Source organism: Streptomyces sp. NPDC040405 (assembly GCF_055595765.1).
In genome coordinates this window covers 320,295-336,200 of sequence record NZ_JBVIVI010000002.1, presented here as the reverse complement: position 1 = coordinate 336,200, position 15,906 = coordinate 320,295, and the positions used below count along the sequence as shown (strand labels likewise).

General features: G+C 72.2%; 12 protein-coding genes. 3 read left to right on the top strand and 9 right to left on the bottom strand.

Annotated features, from left to right (window positions below; genetic code table 11):
- Window positions 1–23 precede the first annotated feature (23 nt).
- From ACZ59A_RS08815 to ACZ59A_RS08805, 3 genes are all read right to left on the bottom strand, one after another.
- Window positions 24–983, bottom strand: a complete 960-nt coding sequence (locus ACZ59A_RS08815; protein WP_470957822.1) for an endonuclease/exonuclease/phosphatase family protein — start codon at window positions 981–983, stop codon at window positions 24–26.
- A 134-nt stretch (window positions 984–1,117) separates the two neighbouring features.
- On the bottom strand, window positions 1,118–2,035 hold the full coding sequence (locus tag ACZ59A_RS08810; protein WP_470955395.1) for a 4Fe-4S domain-containing protein: 918 nt from the start codon (window positions 2,033–2,035) through the stop codon (window positions 1,118–1,120).
- Window positions 2,036–2,291: 256 nt separating this feature from the next.
- Window positions 2,292–3,680, bottom strand: a complete 1,389-nt coding sequence (locus ACZ59A_RS08805; protein ID WP_470957819.1) for a helix-turn-helix domain-containing protein — start codon at window positions 3,678–3,680, stop codon at window positions 2,292–2,294.
- Window positions 3,681–3,888: 208 nt separating this feature from the next.
- Here ACZ59A_RS08805 and ACZ59A_RS08800 point away from each other — a divergent pair, with 208 nt between their 5' ends.
- A complete protein-coding gene (locus tag ACZ59A_RS08800) occupies window positions 3,889–4,458 on the top strand; it encodes a DUF4232 domain-containing protein (RefSeq protein WP_470955391.1) in 570 nt (189 codons plus the stop codon).
- Here the strand turns inward: ACZ59A_RS08800 and ACZ59A_RS08795 are convergent.
- The 5 genes from ACZ59A_RS08795 to ACZ59A_RS08775 form a co-directional block, all read right to left on the bottom strand.
- On the bottom strand, window positions 4,448–5,203 hold the full coding sequence (locus ACZ59A_RS08795) for an SDR family oxidoreductase (protein WP_470955388.1): 756 nt from the start codon (window positions 5,201–5,203) through the stop codon (window positions 4,448–4,450). The two genes, ACZ59A_RS08800 and ACZ59A_RS08795, sit on opposite strands and share 11 nt — an antisense overlap.
- 4 nt (window positions 5,204–5,207) lie before the next feature.
- Window positions 5,208–6,950, bottom strand: a complete 1,743-nt coding sequence (locus ACZ59A_RS08790) for an N-acyl-D-amino-acid deacylase family protein (protein WP_470955385.1) — start codon at window positions 6,948–6,950, stop codon at window positions 5,208–5,210.
- 167 nt (window positions 6,951–7,117) lie between these two features.
- On the bottom strand, window positions 7,118–8,245 hold the full coding sequence (locus tag ACZ59A_RS08785; protein WP_470957816.1) for an LLM class flavin-dependent oxidoreductase: 1,128 nt from the start codon (window positions 8,243–8,245) through the stop codon (window positions 7,118–7,120).
- Window positions 8,246–8,354: 109 nt separating this feature from the next.
- Complete coding sequence (locus tag ACZ59A_RS08780; protein WP_470955383.1) at window positions 8,355–9,149, bottom strand: SDR family NAD(P)-dependent oxidoreductase; 795 nt, start codon at window positions 9,147–9,149, stop codon at window positions 8,355–8,357.
- Window positions 9,150–9,177: 28 nt separating this feature from the next.
- Entirely contained in the window at window positions 9,178–10,125 is a 948-nt protein-coding gene (locus ACZ59A_RS08775) for an LLM class F420-dependent oxidoreductase (RefSeq protein ID WP_470955380.1), read from the bottom strand.
- Between the two features lie 171 nt (window positions 10,126–10,296).
- On the opposite strand from ACZ59A_RS08775, the gene ACZ59A_RS08770 reads away from it, so the two are divergent.
- Window positions 10,297–11,352: a helix-turn-helix transcriptional regulator gene (locus tag ACZ59A_RS08770; protein WP_470955377.1), complete on the top strand. Its 1,056-nt coding sequence runs from the start codon at window positions 10,297–10,299 to the stop codon at window positions 11,350–11,352.
- Between the two features lie 92 nt (window positions 11,353–11,444).
- On the opposite strand, the gene ACZ59A_RS08765 is transcribed toward ACZ59A_RS08770, so the two are convergent.
- Window positions 11,445–12,665, bottom strand: a complete 1,221-nt coding sequence (locus ACZ59A_RS08765; RefSeq protein WP_468048941.1) for an amidohydrolase family protein — start codon at window positions 12,663–12,665, stop codon at window positions 11,445–11,447.
- A gap of 298 nt (window positions 12,666–12,963) precedes the next feature.
- On the opposite strand from ACZ59A_RS08765, the gene afsR reads away from it, so the two are divergent.
- Window positions 12,964–15,897, top strand: a complete 2,934-nt coding sequence (afsR, locus tag ACZ59A_RS08760) for an SARP-family global regulator AfsR (protein WP_470955374.1) — start codon at window positions 12,964–12,966, stop codon at window positions 15,895–15,897.
- Window positions 15,898–15,906 lie beyond the last annotated feature (9 nt).

The window sequence follows — 15,906 nt, the reverse complement described above, 5'->3', positions numbered from 1 at the left end:
GGAGGTCCCGGCCGATGCCTGCCTCAGGGGGCGACCCGCGCCGCGACCGGCAGATGGTCGCTGCCGGTCGCGGGCAGGGTGCGGATGTGGCCGACGTCCGCCGAACGGGCCATGACCTGGTCGATCCGGGCCAGCGGGAACCCGGCGGGGAAGCTGAAGGCGAGGCCCCGCTCCGCCACGTTCATCCGGGAGGTCAGCGGATCCAGCCCACGATCGTCGACCGTGCCGTTGAGGTCGCCCATCAGGATCACCGGCTTCCGCTTCTCGGCGGCGATGGCCTCGCCCAGCAGTCCGGCGCTCTCGTCCCGCCATGACGAGGCGAGGCCGCCCGCCCCGACCCGGACCGACGGCAGATGCGCGACATACGCCGCGACCTCGCCCCGCGGCGTCCGGACCACGGCCCGCAGCCCACGGCTCCAGTCCTCCGTGATCCCCCGGGGCTTGATGTCCAACAGCCGGGCCTCGGCGAGCGGATGCTTCGACCAGAGCCCGACGGTGCCCCGCACAGCGTGGTGCGGATACTCCCGGGCGAGGGTCTTCTCGTAGACCGGCAGCGCCGTGGGCACCAGCTCCTCCAGCGCGATGAGATCGGGCCCCGCGTCCGCCAGGGCCCGGGCCGTACCCGCCGGGTCGGCGTTCTCATCGCTGACGTTGTGCTGCACCACGAGCAGGCCGCTTTCCGTCCCCCCGGGCAGCAGCAGCCCGCCGAACAGGTACGTCCACGCCGCCACCGGCAGCAGCAGCGCCACCAGCGCGGTGACCGAACGACGCAGCAGCGCCAGGCCGAGCAGCACCACGACCACCAGACCGAGCCACGGCAGAAACGCCTCCAGCAGACTCCCCCAGGAGCCGGGCACCGCCCGGTGAAACGCCAGCAACCCGGCGGTCAGCACCGCCAGTCCACCCAGAACCCGCCCCCGAGCCCAGACCGACCGCCCCTCGCCGCCCTCGCCCGGCCCCCAGCGCCGAACCCACCCCCGGATTGCCGCCTTCACCGTCGCCGCCCCACCACTGTCACGTCCGATCCGTCCGACCCCACCCCCCAAGACGACCCACCAGGCGCATCGGTTTCCGGCTTCGCGCCGAAGGTCAGGTCATGGCGGCCACCGCCGAGTGGTCAGTAGCGGACCTTGCCGTAGTCGATCGGCTGTTCCGGGTACGTGGCGGCTCGGTGGGCCAGGGCTCGCATTCGGTGGCTCATCTCTTCGGCCGGGAGGTGGTGGTAGCTGCCGTGGCCGGGGAGGACCCACTCGAAGGTCAGTTCCTCGGCGCCGCGTGCCACGGATGCGGCCAGGGTCGTGATCGAGTCGTAGACGACGCTGTCGGCGACCTCCAGGTCCTGTTCGGAGTGGGACCAGAAGAAGGCGTCGCCGGTGAAGCAGAACGTGTTGTCCGCGACGAAGACCGTGCTGCCCGCCGTGTGGCCAGGGAACGGGTGGGCGATCACGCCCGGGGCGATCTCCACCGGGTCGTGGCCGCGGATGACGGAGTCGGCGTCGGGCCGGGAGTGGAGGTCGCCCTCGTGGACCCACAGCCGTGCGCCGAACGCGTCGGCGTACTGGCGTCCGTGGGCCACGTGGTCGAGGTGGGTGAGGAGCACGTCGGTGATCTTCCCGGCCGCCTCCTCGTAGCGGCGGGCGAGGGCGGGCCGCCAGTGCGGGGTGTCGATCATCATCGCGGTGGCGTCGGGGCGGCGCAGCAGGTAGGAGGCGGCGCCGTAGGTCTTCGGTGAGGCGTGCCCGCACAGCAGGACGGTTCCGGCTTCGTCCAGGGGCAGGGGGTACGGGTCCGAGCCCGGCTGCCAGTCGTTGGCGGGCGGGTGCACGGAACGGGTCGGGCAGGCGTGGGCGGCCATGTAGAGCTGGCGGACCTCGTCCTCGGTCTCGGGCTGGCGCAGGACCGTCGAGAGGCCGCCGTAATCGCCGCCGGGCGTATAGCCGATGAGGCCGGGGGCGTACTGGCGGGCGAGGTTGCAGTTCAGGCAGCGGCCGTCGACGTACCAGCCGGGCGTGGGGTCGGTGTCGGTCGGGCTCATGAATCCCTCCTGAGGATTCAGCGACACCCACGTCGTCGTCGGGCGGACGGCCGGTCCGAGGCGCGGGTATGACGCTGGTGCGAATCAGGTCATGGAATGCGCGACGGAAGGCGATGCGACGGACGACGTTTCCGCGGTGAAGCTTAAGGGACGGGAGCACGCCGTAATGACGGGTGGGACCGCGGACTTGGGGGCGTACCGGCCGACCCGTCCCCCGGTGTGAGCGGTTGGACGGGGCGGCCGCGGGGCCGCCTTGCTACTCCTCCCGCTTGATCCACTCGCTGCCGCCCAGCGGGTAGTCGTAGCCGGGGCGGCCGGTGGCGGCGCTGGTGCGGAACGGGGTGCCGTTGTTGTCGATGTGCACCGTGCCGTGGCGGTCGCCGCTGGACCAGCTCAGGGCGAGGTCCCAGCGGACGTCGTGCGCATTGGTGCGGGCGGTGACGTAGAAGACCTCCGGGTCGGACTCGCTGACCTTGTACGGGAAGTCGCGCTGGCCGTTCCTGACGGTGACGGTGGGGCTGCCGTTGTCGAGGTCGACGCCGAACGACTTGGTGCCGACGCCACCGCCGCAGCCGACGCCCATCGAGTAGTCGTTCCAGGCGAGCGGGGCGCCCTTCGCGACGACGCGTACGTGCAGCGCCTCCAATACGACGGTGTCCTTGCCCGTGCCCTGCACGGTGAGGGCGACGCGCTGTTCACCCGAGGAGACCGCGCCGTTCGCGGCCGCCCAGCGGGGGGCGTCCTGCTCGGCGGCGGGCGGGCCGACCTGTTCGGGCTCGCGGTCGACGAGGAAGTGCTGGCTGCACGGGCTCTCGTAGGTGTAGGGGCGGGTGGCGACGTTGAGCGGTACGCCGCCGTCCACCGCGGGGGCGTCCGCACCGCCGCGGGCGCCCCCACCGCCGCGGGCCTCCGCACCGCCGGGGGTGGCGGACTCCCGCGCAGGGGCGGAGGGTTCGCCGGTCTTCGCGCTCCGGCTCCGGGACGGGGAAGGGGAGGCCGACGCGGACGGGCGCCGGTCGTCCGCCCGGGTGGTGGTGGCGGGTGCGGTGGCCGGGACGGTGACATCACCGGCCCGCCGGCCTTCGCCGTCGCCCCCGGAGAACGGCAGGTTCACGGCGACCATGAGGGCTCCCAGCACGGCGGCCGTCGCGACGGAGGCGATCAGCACGGTGCGGCGCCGACCGGGCCGCCGCACGGGAGCGGGCGGGGTGGTGCCGCCGACGACCGGTTCATCGGCCGCGGCGGGTACGGGGAGTTCGTCGTCCACGGACGGCGGCTCGGGCGGGCTGTCGTCCGCGACGGCGGCGGGCGGCGGGGCGTCGGCGGCGGGCGCCGGGGCGTCCGTGGCGGCAGCGGGTGCCGGATCGTCGGGGCCCGGCGCCTTACGGCCCCGCGCCGCGTCCGCCAGAATCCACCGCCGGTGCAGCTCGACCAGTTCCTCGGGGGTCGCCCGGCACAGCCGGGCGAGCCGCTCGGCCGGTGCGTAGTCGGGCGGCACCGCGCTGCCGTTGCAGTAACGATGCAGCGTGGACCTGCTCATGTGTAATCGCTTGGCGAGTACCCCGTAGCTCAGCCCCGAGCGTTCCTTGAACCCCCGCAGCAGCTCCCCGAACGCCTCCGCGTCGGCCCCGCTCACCCCTGACACCCCTGACACCCGTTCCTCCCCTTCCCCGTGCGGCCCGGCGCGTCCCATTCACGCGTCCCAAGCCCCTTACGTTCCCCCTGGTCATAGCCCGTTTCCGCGTCCCACTGTCCCCAACTGCCCGGATTTCGTGGCGGCTGGGACGGATCACCCCACAAGCTCCGGTCATCCAAGCACCACACCCACCGCACCACCGAAAGGGCTCACCCACATGTCGAGCATCCGGGCGTCCCGTACCCGCGTTCTGACCGCCGCTGCGACCGTCGCGGTCGCCGCGCTCTCCCTGACCGCGTACAGCAACGGGGCGACCGCCCACGCCGAAGGCGCGCGGGCCTCGGGGGCGGCGAAGGCCAAGGCCGCCGTCACCTGCCAGGGCTCCAACACCAAGACGACCGCGGCTCCCCTGGCCCGCCCCATCAATCACATGCTGCTCACGGTCACCAACACCGGCAGCTCGCCCTGCTACCTCTATGGCTACCCGGCCGTCCAGTTCGGCGAGGCCCAGTCGGTGCCGCCGGTCATCGAGGAGTCGAAGCCGCAGGCCGTCGTCACGCTCGCGCCGAAGGAGTCCGGCTACGCCTCCGTGAACCTGTCGGCCGCCGACGGCAGCGGTTCGAACGGCACGACTGAGAAGTCCCTCACGGTCTACTTCCAGGACCGCGCCGGTGAGAGCCTTTCCTCGGCCGCCCACCCGTCGCTGCCCGCCAAGGGCGTCTACATCGACGACTCCATCAAGGTCTCGTACTGGCAGCAGGAGCTGGACGACGCCATCATCTGGTAGCACCGGGCGGGCGGTAGGCCGCCCGGACGCGGCGGCCACCGTCCACCACCAGGTCCGTGCCGGTGATCCAGGACGCCTCGTCGGAGACCAGCCAGCGGACCGCGCGCGCCACGTCCTCCGGCTCGCCGATGCGGGCCAGGGGGAGGGTGGCGGCGAGGGAGGGTTCGTCGGGCTCCCAGACGAAGCGGGCCATCTCGGTGCGGATCAGGCCCGGGGAGACCGCGTTGACGCGGACGCCCGGGGCGAGTTCGGCGGCGAGCTGGCGGGTGAGGCGGAGCAGGGCGGTCTTGCTGGCGCCGTAGGCGCCGACGCCGGGGCCCACGCCGTGGGTGCCCTCGGTGCAGATGTTGACGACCGCGCCGCCGTGGTCGCGCATCCCGGCGCGCCAGGCGGCCTGGGTCAGCCGCAGCGGGGCCTCCACGTTGACCGTGAAGGCCCTGCGCCACAGCAGCGGATCGGCGTCGATGAGCGGGCCGAGGGGCGCGTTGGTCGCGGCGTTGTTGACGAGGATGTCGAGGCGGCCGAAAGCCGCGACCGTACGGGCCACGCACTCTTCGAGATGGTACGGGTCCGCCACGTCGCCGGGGCAGGCGAGCGCGTGCGGGCCCAGGTCGGTTACGGCCGCGTCGAGTTCGGAGGCGTCGCGCGCGGTGACGCACACCGCCGTCCCGTCCGCCGCCAGCGCCTTCGCCACGGCCAGGCCGATGCCGCGCGAGGCGCCCGTGACCAGGGCGACGCGGGGCATCGGGTCAGCCCCGCGTGGACACGCTGCGGGTGTCGCGGCCCGAGCGCAGCACCTTCCCCGGTATCGCGCCGGTGATCTCGTCGTCGCGGATGGTCTCGACGCCGCCGACCCGGACGCTCACGATGCCCTCCGCCCGGGAGTCCAGGCGGGGGCTGTCGCCGGGGAGGTCGTGCACCAGCTTCGCCTGGCCCGCGTCGATCCGTTCGGGGTCGAAGAGGACGAGGTCGGCGTGGTAGCCCTCGGCGACGCGGCCGCGCTCGCGCAGGCCGAACAGCCGCGCCGGGTCGTCGGTCAGCATGCGTACGGCCCGCTCCAGAGGGACCAGCTTCCGGCGGCGCAGGCAGTCGCCGAGGAAACGCGTGGTGTACGGGGCGCCGCACATGCGGTCCAGATGGGCGCCGGCGTCCGAGCCGCCCAGCATGACGTCCTCGTGCTCCCAGGTCTGCCGCCGCAGTTCCCAGCTGGCCGGGTCGTTGTCGGTCGGCATCGGCCACAGGACCGTGCGCATCTCGTCGGCGGCGCAGATCTCCACCAGGGTGTGGAAGGCGTCCTGACCGCGCTCGGCGGCGATGTCGCGGACGACGCGGCCGGTGAGTCCGGCGTTGGTGTCGCTGTAGGTGTCGCCGATGACGTACCGCTCGAAGTCGGCGAGCCGCCGGAACACCCCGGCCTCGGGGCTGGTCGCGCGGCGCAGCATCTCCGACCGTACGTCCGGGTCGCGCAGCTTCGCGATGCGCTCGGGGAGGGGCAGGCCGAGGATGTCTCCCCAGCCGGGGATGAGATTGAGCGCGCAGAACGTGCCGAGCGACATGTTCATCGGCGTGAGGATGGGCATGGTGAGGGCGACGATGCGGCCGCCCGCCTTACGGGCCCGCTCGCTCGCCTGGAGCTGGCGCGGGACGCGCTCGGGGACGGCGGCGTCGATGGTGAGGACGTTCCAGTTGAGGGGGCGCCCGGCGGCGGCGCTCATCTCCACCAGCAGATCGATCTCCTCGTCCGCGAACCGGTCGAGGCAGCCCGCCACGATGGCCTCGATCTGGGTGCCCTCGTGCTCGCCGACGGCCCGGGACAGGGCGAGGAGTTCATCGGGCCGCGCGTGACGGGAGGCGACCGGCTTGCCGTCCCCGTCGGCGTGGGTGGAGGACTGGGTGGTGGACAGCCCCCAGGCGCCCGCGTCCATCGCCTCATGGAGGAGCCGCAGCATCTGTTCCAGCTGGTCAGGGGTGGGCTGGCCGCCGATCGCGTCCGGGCCCATGACGTGGCGGCGCAGCGCGCAGTGCCCCACCATGAAGCCCGCGTTGACGGCGATCCGGCCCTCCAGGGCGTCGAGGTATTCGCCGAAGCCGTGCCAGTTCCAGGGCGCGCCCTCCTCCAGGGCGACCAGCGACATGCCCTCGACCCGGCTCATCATCCGCCGGGTGTAGTCGGCGTCGCCGGGGCGTTCGGGGTTGAGCGGGGCGAGGGTGAAGCCGCAGTTGCCGCCCGCGATGGTGGTGACACCGTGGTTCATGGAGGGGGTGGCGTACGGGTCCCAGAAGAGCTGGGCGTCGTAGTGGGTGTGCGGGTCGACGAAACCGGGCGTGAGGACGAGCCCGGTGGCGTCCTCGGTGGAGCGGGCCGGTTCGGTGACGGACCCGGGCTCGGCGACGGTGACGATCCGCCCGTCGCGCAGGCCGACGTCGGCGACGGAGGAGGGCGCGCCCGTGCCGTCCACGACGGTCGCGCCCTTGATGAGGTGGTCGAGCACGGGTGGGATCCCTTCTGACGCCTGCCGTTAGCTGCCTGACATCAGCTGAAATCTGTCAGCTGTCATCTGCTCGCTGTTAGTTGCCCGCTGATAGCTGTTAGCTGCCTGCTGTTAGCCGTCAGCTGCTCGCTGAAAGCTGTTCGCTGGCTGACATCAGCTGATATCTGTCATCCGTTCGCCGTCTGGCGGAAGCGGGTCGTGCGGTGCACCGGATCGGTGTCGATCTTCGGGATGACGTGCTCGCCGATGAGCTTGATGGTGTTCATGGTGTCCTCGTAGCCGATCCCGATCGGCAGCCCGAAGGAGAGCTGGTCGGCTCCGGCCTGTTCCCACCGCTTGCACTGCCGGAGGACCTCGTCCGGATCGCCGCAGATCATCAGCTCCTCGGCGATGAGCAGTTCGATGATCTCCTCGGTGTATTCGGGGAGGAGTTCCGGCCACTCCGGGATGCCCTCCGGGCGGGGGAAGGTGTCGTGGTAGCGGAACAGGAGCGACTGGAGGTAGTTGAGACCGCCGCCGAGCGCGATCTCGACCGCCTTGGCGTGGGTCTCGGCGCAGATCGCGGTCGAGGTCACCATGACGTTGTCGTTGACGAAGCCGCCCACCGGGTCGGCATCCTCGACGGCGCTCTTGTAGGAGTCGAGGACCCACTCCATGTCGGAGACCTTCTGGATGGAGAAGCCGAGGACGCCGAGCCCCTTGCGGCCCGCCATCGCGTACGAGGACGGGGACCCGGCCGCGTACCACATGGCCGGGTGGCCGGCGCCGTACGGCTTGGGCAGCACCTTGCGGGGCGGGAGCGACCAGTGCTTGCCCTGAAAGCCCGGGTACTCGTCCTCCAGCCACATCTTGGCGAACTCGCCGATGGTCTCTTCCCAGATCTCCTTGGTGTGGTTCATGTCGGTGACGCCCGGGATGAACCCCAGGATCTCGTGGCTGCCCGCCCCGCGCCCCGAACCGAACTCGAAGCGTCCGCCGGAGAGGTGGTCGAGCATGGCCACCTTCTCGGCGACCTTGACGGGGTGGTTGACCTGCGGGAGCGGGTTGAAGATGCCGGATCCCAGGTGGATGCGGTCGGTGGCGTGGGCGAGGTAGCCGAGGAAGACGTCGTTCGCGGAGAGGTGGGAGTACTCCTCCAGGAAGTGGTGCTCGGAGGCCCACGCGTACTTGAAGCCGGACCGGTCGGCCTGGATGACGTACTCGGTCTCCTCGATGAGGGCGTGGTGCTCGGCCTCGGGGTCGGCGCGGCGTCGGCGCTCCGGCACGTATCCCTGTACGAACAGTCCGAATTCCAAGGGGGTCACCGCCTCCAGTTCAACAATCTGACGTACCGTCAGATTTGAGTTCGACCATGGCACCGGGAGGGTGGACCGTCAAGGGCCGATACGTCAGAAGGCCGATACGTCAGAAGACGGAGACGCCGCTCAGCCAGCCGCCGTCGACCACGAGCGGCTGGCCGGTGATGTACGAGGAGTCGTCCGAGGTGAGGAAGAGCGCCAGGCGGGCGACCTCCTCGGGGCCGCCGATGCGGCCCATCGGGACGAGCTTGCGGTAGAGGCCGTCGACCGCCTCCGACGCCTCGGCCACATCCGCCACGTCCGCCGCCGGGTCGAGCCGGGCGGGGTTGCTCATCGGGGTGTCGATCGCGCCGGGGCACATCGCGTTGACCCGGATCCCCTTGTCCGCCAGCTCCATCGCGGCCACCCGGGTCATCCCGACGATGGCCGCCTTGGTGGCGGCGTACGAGGTCAGCAGGGCCATGCCGGAGAGGGCGACGTACGAGGCGGTGTTGACGATCGTGCCGCCGCCCGCCGCCGCCAGCTCGGGGGCGACCGTGCGCATGCCGAGGAAGGCGCCGACCTGGTTGACCTGCACCACGGACAGGTACTCCGCCAGCGGGGTGCTGGTCAGCTCGTTGAAGCGGAGGATGCCCGCGTTGTTGACCAGCCCGTCCACCTTGCCGAAGGCGTCCTTCGAAAACGCCACGGCGGCCGCCCAGTCGTCCTCGCTGCTCACGTCCAGATGGACGTAGCGGGCGGTCTCCTCCCCCAGCTCCTTCGCGACGGCCCCGCCCTGGTCGTCGAGGACGTCCGTGAGCACCACCCTCGCGCCCTCGGCGGCGAACAGCCGCGCCTCCTGCTCGCCCTGCCCGCGCGCCGCACCCGTGACGATCACGACGCGTCCGTCCAGCTTGCCCATGATGGTCTCCTCAGGCGTTTCAGCCGATTCAAGCGTTCAGATGCGGGGCGACACCGGCCGCGAAGGCCGCCATCTGGTCGGTGAGTTCGGTACGGCTCCGGCTGCGGAACCGCACCTGGATCTGGTCCACGCCGATCGCCGCGTACGCGCGCAGCGACTCGGCCAGCTGCTCCGGCTTGCCGGTGAGCGTGCGCCGCCCGACGCGCCAGGGCGGATCGCCCACGTACAGCGGCTCGGTGATGGCGCCGATCTCGGCGGGCTCCTCGACGCCCGCCGCCTCGCGCAGCGCGCGCAGCCGGGCGATCTGGGCGGGGAGCCGGTCACGCGGGTCGCCCTGCGGCAGCCAGCCGTCGCCGCGGACGGCGGCCCGGCGCAGCGCGGCGGGCGAGGAGCCGCCCACCCACAGCGGGGGGCGCGGCGTCTGGGCGGGGCGGGGCGCCTGGCCGAGACCGCTGAACGCGAAGCGCTCACCGTGGAAGTCGGCGAACTCCTCCGGGCCCAGCGCCGCCTTGAGCGCGTCGACCGTCTCGTCCAGCAGCGGCCCGCGCGCGTCGAAGTCGACGCCGAGCGCGTCGAACTCCTCGCGTACGTGCCCGGCGCCGACCCCGAGGATCAGCCGCCCGCCGGAGAGGTGGTCGAGCGTCGCGTACTGCTTGGCGGTGAGCAGGGGGTGCCGTAGCGCGGCGACGGCGACATGGCTGAGCAGCCGCACCCGCTCGGTGACGGCGGCCAGATAGCCGAGGGTGGCGACCGGGTCGTACCAGACGGTGCCCATCGCGTCGGCCAGCCGCCGCGGGATCGCCACGTGGTCGCAGACGGCGACGTAGGCGAAGCCGGAGCGGTCGGCGGCGCGGGCGATGGCCACGAGGTCCGCGGGGCCCGCGGCCTCCTCCCACGGCTCGGCGTAGAGGGTGCTCTGTGACTGGACCGGCAGCTGCATGCCGTAGCTCAACCGGCCCCGGGGCAGGACGCGCATGCCGGGCCTCCTTGTCGGTGGACGGCGGCGGGACCGCCATCGTCGTAGCTGACGGTTCGTCAGACAAGACCTGGTGCTAACGTACGGGAGTTGTTGTGGGCCTCAGGCCGCGCGCGTCCTTCCCCCCGCTGTAGCGCTCCCCCCACATGAGGGCAAACACGAGGGCACTTGATGATCGAGACAGTGTTCCGGTGCGACGAACTCCCCAGAGCCGACCGGTTCGACTTCTGGCGCGAGCAGATGACGAAGCTCATGGCGCCCATGGAGATGAGCAGCGACCACACCGGCGACTTCCGCGGCGAGGTCCGCATCCTGGAGGTCGGCGCCGCTCATGTGTGGCCCACGAAGTTCCACCCGATGACCTTCCGGCGGACGCCGAAGCTCATCCGGCAGTCGGACCCCGAGCTGTACCACTTCTCCTTCCTCGAAGGCGCGAACCTCCAGGTCTCCCAGGCGCGCGGGGAGGCCGCGCACACCAGCGGCGGCCTGTATGTCGTCGACAGCTCGCGCCCCTACGACTGCGTGGCCTTCGGCGGCTCTCCCCAGGGCGTGGGACTGGAGATCCCCAAGGCGCTGATCCCGGTCCCCCACGACCGGATCGACCGGCTGCTCGCCCGGCCCATCCCGGGACGCGAGGGGGTCGGTGCCCTGCTGACCGGGTTCCTCAGCCGGCTGGCCGCGGACAGCGGCTCGTACCGCCCCTCCGACGGACCGCGCCTGGGGGCCGTGCTGGTCGACCTGGCCACGGCGCTGCTCGCGCACGCAGCCGAGGCCGACGACGCCGTACCTCCCGAGACCCGGCAGCGGACCCTGACGCTGCGCGTGCAGACCTTCATCCAGCGGCATCTGCACGATCCGGAGCTGACCCCGGCCGCCGTCGCCGCCGCGCACCACATCTCCGTCAGCTATCTGCACCGGCTGTTCCGGGCCCAGGACACCACCGTCGCGGCCTGGATACGGCAGCAGCGCCTGGACCGCGTCCGGCGGGACCTCGACGATCCCGGCCTGTCCGCCGTCCCCCTCCATGAGGTCGCCGCACGCCGGGGCTTCGCCCATCCCGCCGTGTTCAGCCGCGTGTTCCGCGCCGCGTACGGGATGCCGCCGAGCGACTACCGGCAGCTGGCCCTCAGGTCCGGCGCACCGGACGCACCCCCGTGGCGTCCGGCACGCACCGAACCCGGGCGCCAGGTCTCCCAGCCTGCCGGAGCGCCGCACGGGTGTCATTGACCGGCAGTGGACACTTACTTGTCCCTGAGTGAACCGGCCCGCTCCCGAGTGAACCGACTTGCCCCTGAGTGATCGGCGAGGCGGACCGGGGCTCAGGGCCCGGCCCACAGCCCCTCGGCGGTCAGCCCCAGCAGCTCGATCGCGTTGCCCCGTACGATCCGCTCCACCACGTCCGGCGCCAGATGCCCCATCTGGGCCTCGCCGACCTCCCGGGACTTCGGCCAGGTCGAGTCGGAGTGCGGGTAGTCCGTCTCGTACAGGACGTTGCCCACCCCGATCGCGTCGAGGTTCCGCAGCCCGAACGCGTCGTCGAAGAAGCAGCCGTAGACATGCTCGGCGAACAGCTCGGACGGCGGCCGCAGCACCTTCTCGGCGACGCCGCCCCAGCCGCGGTTCTCCTCCCACACCACGTCGGCGCGCTCCAGGATGTACGGGATCCAGCCGATCTGGCCCTCCGCGTACATGATCTTGAGGTTGGGGAAGCGCTCGAACGTGCCGCTCATCAGCCAGTCGACCATCGAGAAGCAGCAGTTGGCGAAGGTGATGGTGGAGCCGACCGCCGGGGGCGCGTCGGCGGAGGTCGAGGGCATGCGGGAGGACGAGCCGATGTGCATGGCGATGACGGTGCCGGTCTCGTCGCACGCCGCGAAGAAGGGATCCCAGGCGTCGGTGTGGACGGAGGGGAGCCCGAGGTTCGGCGGGATCTCCGAGAAGCAGACGGCGCGCACCCCGCGCGCGGCGTTGCGCCGCACCTCGGCGGCGGCCAGCTCCGCGTCCCACAGCGGGATGATGATCAGCGGAATGAGGCGGCCCCGCGCCTCGGGGCCGCACCACTCCTCCACCATCCAGTCGTTGTACGCGCGCACCCCGAGCAGCCCCAGCTCACGGTCGCCCGCCTCGGTGAAGGTCTGCCCGCAGAAGCGGGGGAAGGTCGGGAAGCAGAGCGCCGACTGGACGTGGTTGACGTCCATGTCGGCGAGCCGGTCGGGCACCGAATGGGAACCGGGCCGCATCTGCTCGTAGGTGATGGCCTCCAGCCGGACCTCGTCGCGGGCGTAGCCGACGGCGGTGTCGAGCCGGGTGAGCGGCCGGTGCAGCTCCTCGTACACCCACCAGTCGGCGATCGGCCCGTCGTCGCCGGGCGCGCCCATCTTCGGGGCGAACTTGCCGCCGACGAAGGTCATCTCCTTCAGGGGCGCCCGGACGATGCGCGGGCCGATGTCGCGGTACTTCGACGGGAGGCGGTCCCGCCAGACGTGAGGGGGCTCAACCGTGTGGTCGTCCACCGAGATGATCTTCGGGAAGCTCTCCATGCCGTTCACGGTAGCGCTGATCTGACGGAGTGTCAGTTATCGGTGCGGCCTTCTCTGCGGGTTCGCCGGGGCTTCTCCGCGGTTTCTCTCCGGGTTCGCCGCGGGCCTCGCGCGTACGCGCCGGGGCTTCCCCCGCACCCGCAGGGAGCCCCTCCGAACGCAAGCACCGCGCCACGCAACATGGGCACTTCGGACAACTATGGCGGGCTTGTGGAGGACGTGGGGGCCCTACTGACGCGGAAGGCGTTGACAAGGCAAACTGGCCCGTGCGACTGGCAGGACAGCCGAGGGGGAAACCATGGACGGCGAAAGGGAGCGGGTGCCGGGACAGCACTTGTACTTCACCGTGCTGGGCCCCGTCCGGGCCTGGCGGGGCGAGGAAGCGATCAGCACCGGTTCGCCGCAGCAGCGCGCGCTGCTCGCCGCGCTGCTGCTGCGCGGGGGGCGTACCGCGACCGCGCCCGAGCTGGTCGACGGCCTGTGGGGCACCGAGCCGCCGGAGGCGGCCATCGCCGCGCTGCGCACGTACGCCTCGCGGCTGCGCAAGGCGTTCGGGCCGGACTCCGAACTCCTGGTGAGCGAGTCGGGCGGTTACGCGATACGGATCGGCCTGGGCGCCCTGGACACCGACGTGGCCGAGCAGCTGACGGCCGAGGCGGAGAAGGCGCAGCACTCCGGGGACCGCACGCGGGCGCGCGACCTGTTCAACAAGGTGCTCGGCCTGTGGAACGGCGAACCGCTGGCCGGAGTGCCGGGCCCCTACGCGGAGACCCAGCGCACCAGACTCGACGAGTGGTACCGCTCCCTGATCGAGACCCGGCTCGATCTGGACCTGGAGCTGGGCCACCACTCCGAGGCGGTCTCCGAACTGACCGCGCTGACCGCCTCGTACCCGCTGCGCGAGCGGCTGCGCGAGCTGCTGATGCTGGCGCTGTACCGCAGCGGACGGCAGGCGGAGGCCCTGGCCGTCTACGCCGACACCCGGCGGCTGCTCGCCGACGAACTGGGCGTGGACCCGCGCCCCGAGCTGTCCGCGCTGCACCAGCGCATCCTGGAGGCCGACGCCGAGCTGGCGGTCTCCGCGCACGCCGCCGGGGAGCCGAGCGGCGGCGCCGCGAGCTTCGTACGGCCCGCGCAGCTGCCCGCCACGGTCTCGGACTTCACCGGGCGGGTCCCCTTCATCAAGGAACTGAGCGACCAACTCGCCACCGCCGAAGGGCGTGTCATGGCCGTGTCAGCGGTCGCGGGCATCGGCGGCGTCGGCAAGACGACCCTGGCCGTGCACGTCGCGCACGCCGCGCGCCACCAGTTCCCGGACGGCCAGCTCTACGTCGACCTGCAGGGATCCGGCCCCCTGGTCGCCGACCCCGGCGCGGTGCTGGGCTCCTTCCTGCGCGCCCTGGGCACCGCCGACAACGCCATCCCCGACGGCGTCGAGGAGCGCGCCGCGCTCTTCCGCTCCCTCCTCGACGGCCGCCGCGTGCTGACCCTGCTGGACAACGCCCGCGACGCCGCCCAGGTGCGCCCCCTGCTGCCCGGCACCCCGGGCTGCGCGGCGCTGATCACCAGCCGCCACCGGATGGTCGACCTGGAGAGCGCCCACCTGGTCGACCTCGATGTGATGAGCCCCGACGAGGCGCTCGTCCTGTTCACCCGCATCGCGGGCGAGGAGCGGGTCGGCTCCGAGCGCGACGCCGCCATGGACGTCGTCGCCGCCTGCGGCTTCCTCCCGCTGGCCATCCGCATCGCCGCCTCCCGCCTCGCCTCCCGCCGCACCTGGACGGTCTCCGCCCTGGCCGGGAAGCTCGGCGACGAGCGGCGGCGGCTGGACGAGCTGCGCGCGGGTGACCTGGCGGTCAAGGCCACCTTCGAACTCGGCTACGGCCAGCTCGAACCGCAGCAGGCCCGCGCCTTCCGCCTGCTGGGGCTGGCCGACGGCCCCGACATCTCGCTCGCCGCGGCGGCGGCCGTGCTGGACATGGACGTCGAGGACGCGGAGGACCTGCTGGAGAGCCTGGTCGACACCTCCCTCCTCGAATCCGCCTCGCCCGGCCGCTACCGCTTCCACGACCTCGTCCGGCTCTACGCGCGTGCGTGCGCGGAGCGCGACGAGATGCCCCCGGCCGAGCGCGCCGCCGCGCTGTCCCGGCTGCTGGACTTCTACCTGGCGTCCGCCGCCCGCGTCTTCGCGCTGGCGCGGCCCGGGGACCGGCTGGTGGACCACCTGGAGCCGACGCGGTATCCCGGGCTGGACTTCACCGACCGCTCGACCGCGCTCGACTGGCTCTACTCCGAGGCGAACAGCCTGCTGGCCTGCATCCAGCAGCTCGCGGCGGACACGACCCTGCGGCGCTCGGCCGACCTGCTGCTGGCCACCAAGGACCTGGGCGAGTCCGGCGCCAACTCCCGGCAGTACGAGCTGGCGGCGGAGGCCGTTCGTGACGCCGCCATCGCCGCGAACGACCCGCGCGCGGAGGGCCGTGCGCGCATGATGCTGACCCACGGCTTCCACATGAGCAGCAGGTTCGATCAGGCCGACGCGGAGGCACAGCGCGCCATCCGGCTCGCCGTCGCCGCCGGGGACCCGGTGCCCCGGTGCGAGGCGCCGAACGACCGCGGGATCATCGCGCTCTACGAGAAGCGTTACGAGGACGCCGAGGCGCACTTCCGCGAGGCCCTGGACGCCTTCCGGGCCGACAACAACCTCCCGGGCATCGCCGGCGCCCTGTGCAACATCTCCCGTGCCCACGCGGCCATGGGGCTGTCGGAGAGCGCGGTGGAACTCGCCGCTGAGGGCACCGAGATCCTGAGCGGCCTGGGGCTCGCGCTCCGCGTCGCCAACGGGAGGTTCGCCCTCGGTATGGCGCTCCACCAGGCCGGACGGCTCTCCGAGGCGCTCGACCAGCTGACCCAGGCCCTCCAGCTGTTCCGTGACAACCGGCAGCGCCTGTGGGAGGGGTCGTCCCACGCCAGGATCGCCGAGGTCCACCTCTCCGCCCACCGCCCGGCCGAGGCCGCCACGCACGCGGAACAGGCCCTCGCCCTGCGCTTCGTCGGCGGGGAGTGGCGGCGCGGCACGGTGCTGACCGTGCTGGGCAAGGCGCTGGACCAGCTCGGCCAGCGGGACCGCGCCCGGGCGTGCTGGTACGAGGCGCTGGCCATCCACGAGCGGCTGGACCTGCCGGAAGCCGCGGAAGTACGGGCCCTGTTGGCGCCCGCGACAGCGGCGTAGCAGACCCAC

Bases quoted from the DNA above. Each gene is read 5' to 3' on its own strand.
- ACZ59A_RS08795 (WP_470955388.1), bottom strand. From the start codon at position 5,203: ATGCCCCGCGTCGCCCTGGTCACGGGCGCCTCGCGCGGCATCGGCCTG.
- ACZ59A_RS08780 (WP_470955383.1), bottom strand. From the start codon at position 9,149: ATGGGCAAGCTGGACGGACGCGTCGTGATCGTCACGGGTGCGGCGCGC.
- ACZ59A_RS08775 (WP_470955380.1), bottom strand. From the start codon at position 10,125: ATGCGCGTCCTGCCCCGGGGCCGGTTGAGCTACGGCATGCAGCTGCCG.
- ACZ59A_RS08810 (WP_470955395.1), bottom strand. From the start codon at position 2,035: ATGAGCCCGACCGACACCGACCCCACGCCCGGCTGGTACGTCGACGGC.
- ACZ59A_RS08800 (WP_470955391.1), top strand. From the start codon at position 3,889: ATGTCGAGCATCCGGGCGTCCCGTACCCGCGTTCTGACCGCCGCTGCG.
- ACZ59A_RS08765 (WP_468048941.1), bottom strand. From the start codon at position 12,665: ATGGAGAGCTTCCCGAAGATCATCTCGGTGGACGACCACACGGTTGAG.
- ACZ59A_RS08770 (WP_470955377.1), top strand. From the start codon at position 10,297: ATGATCGAGACAGTGTTCCGGTGCGACGAACTCCCCAGAGCCGACCGG.
- afsR (WP_470955374.1), top strand. From the start codon at position 12,964: ATGGACGGCGAAAGGGAGCGGGTGCCGGGACAGCACTTGTACTTCACC.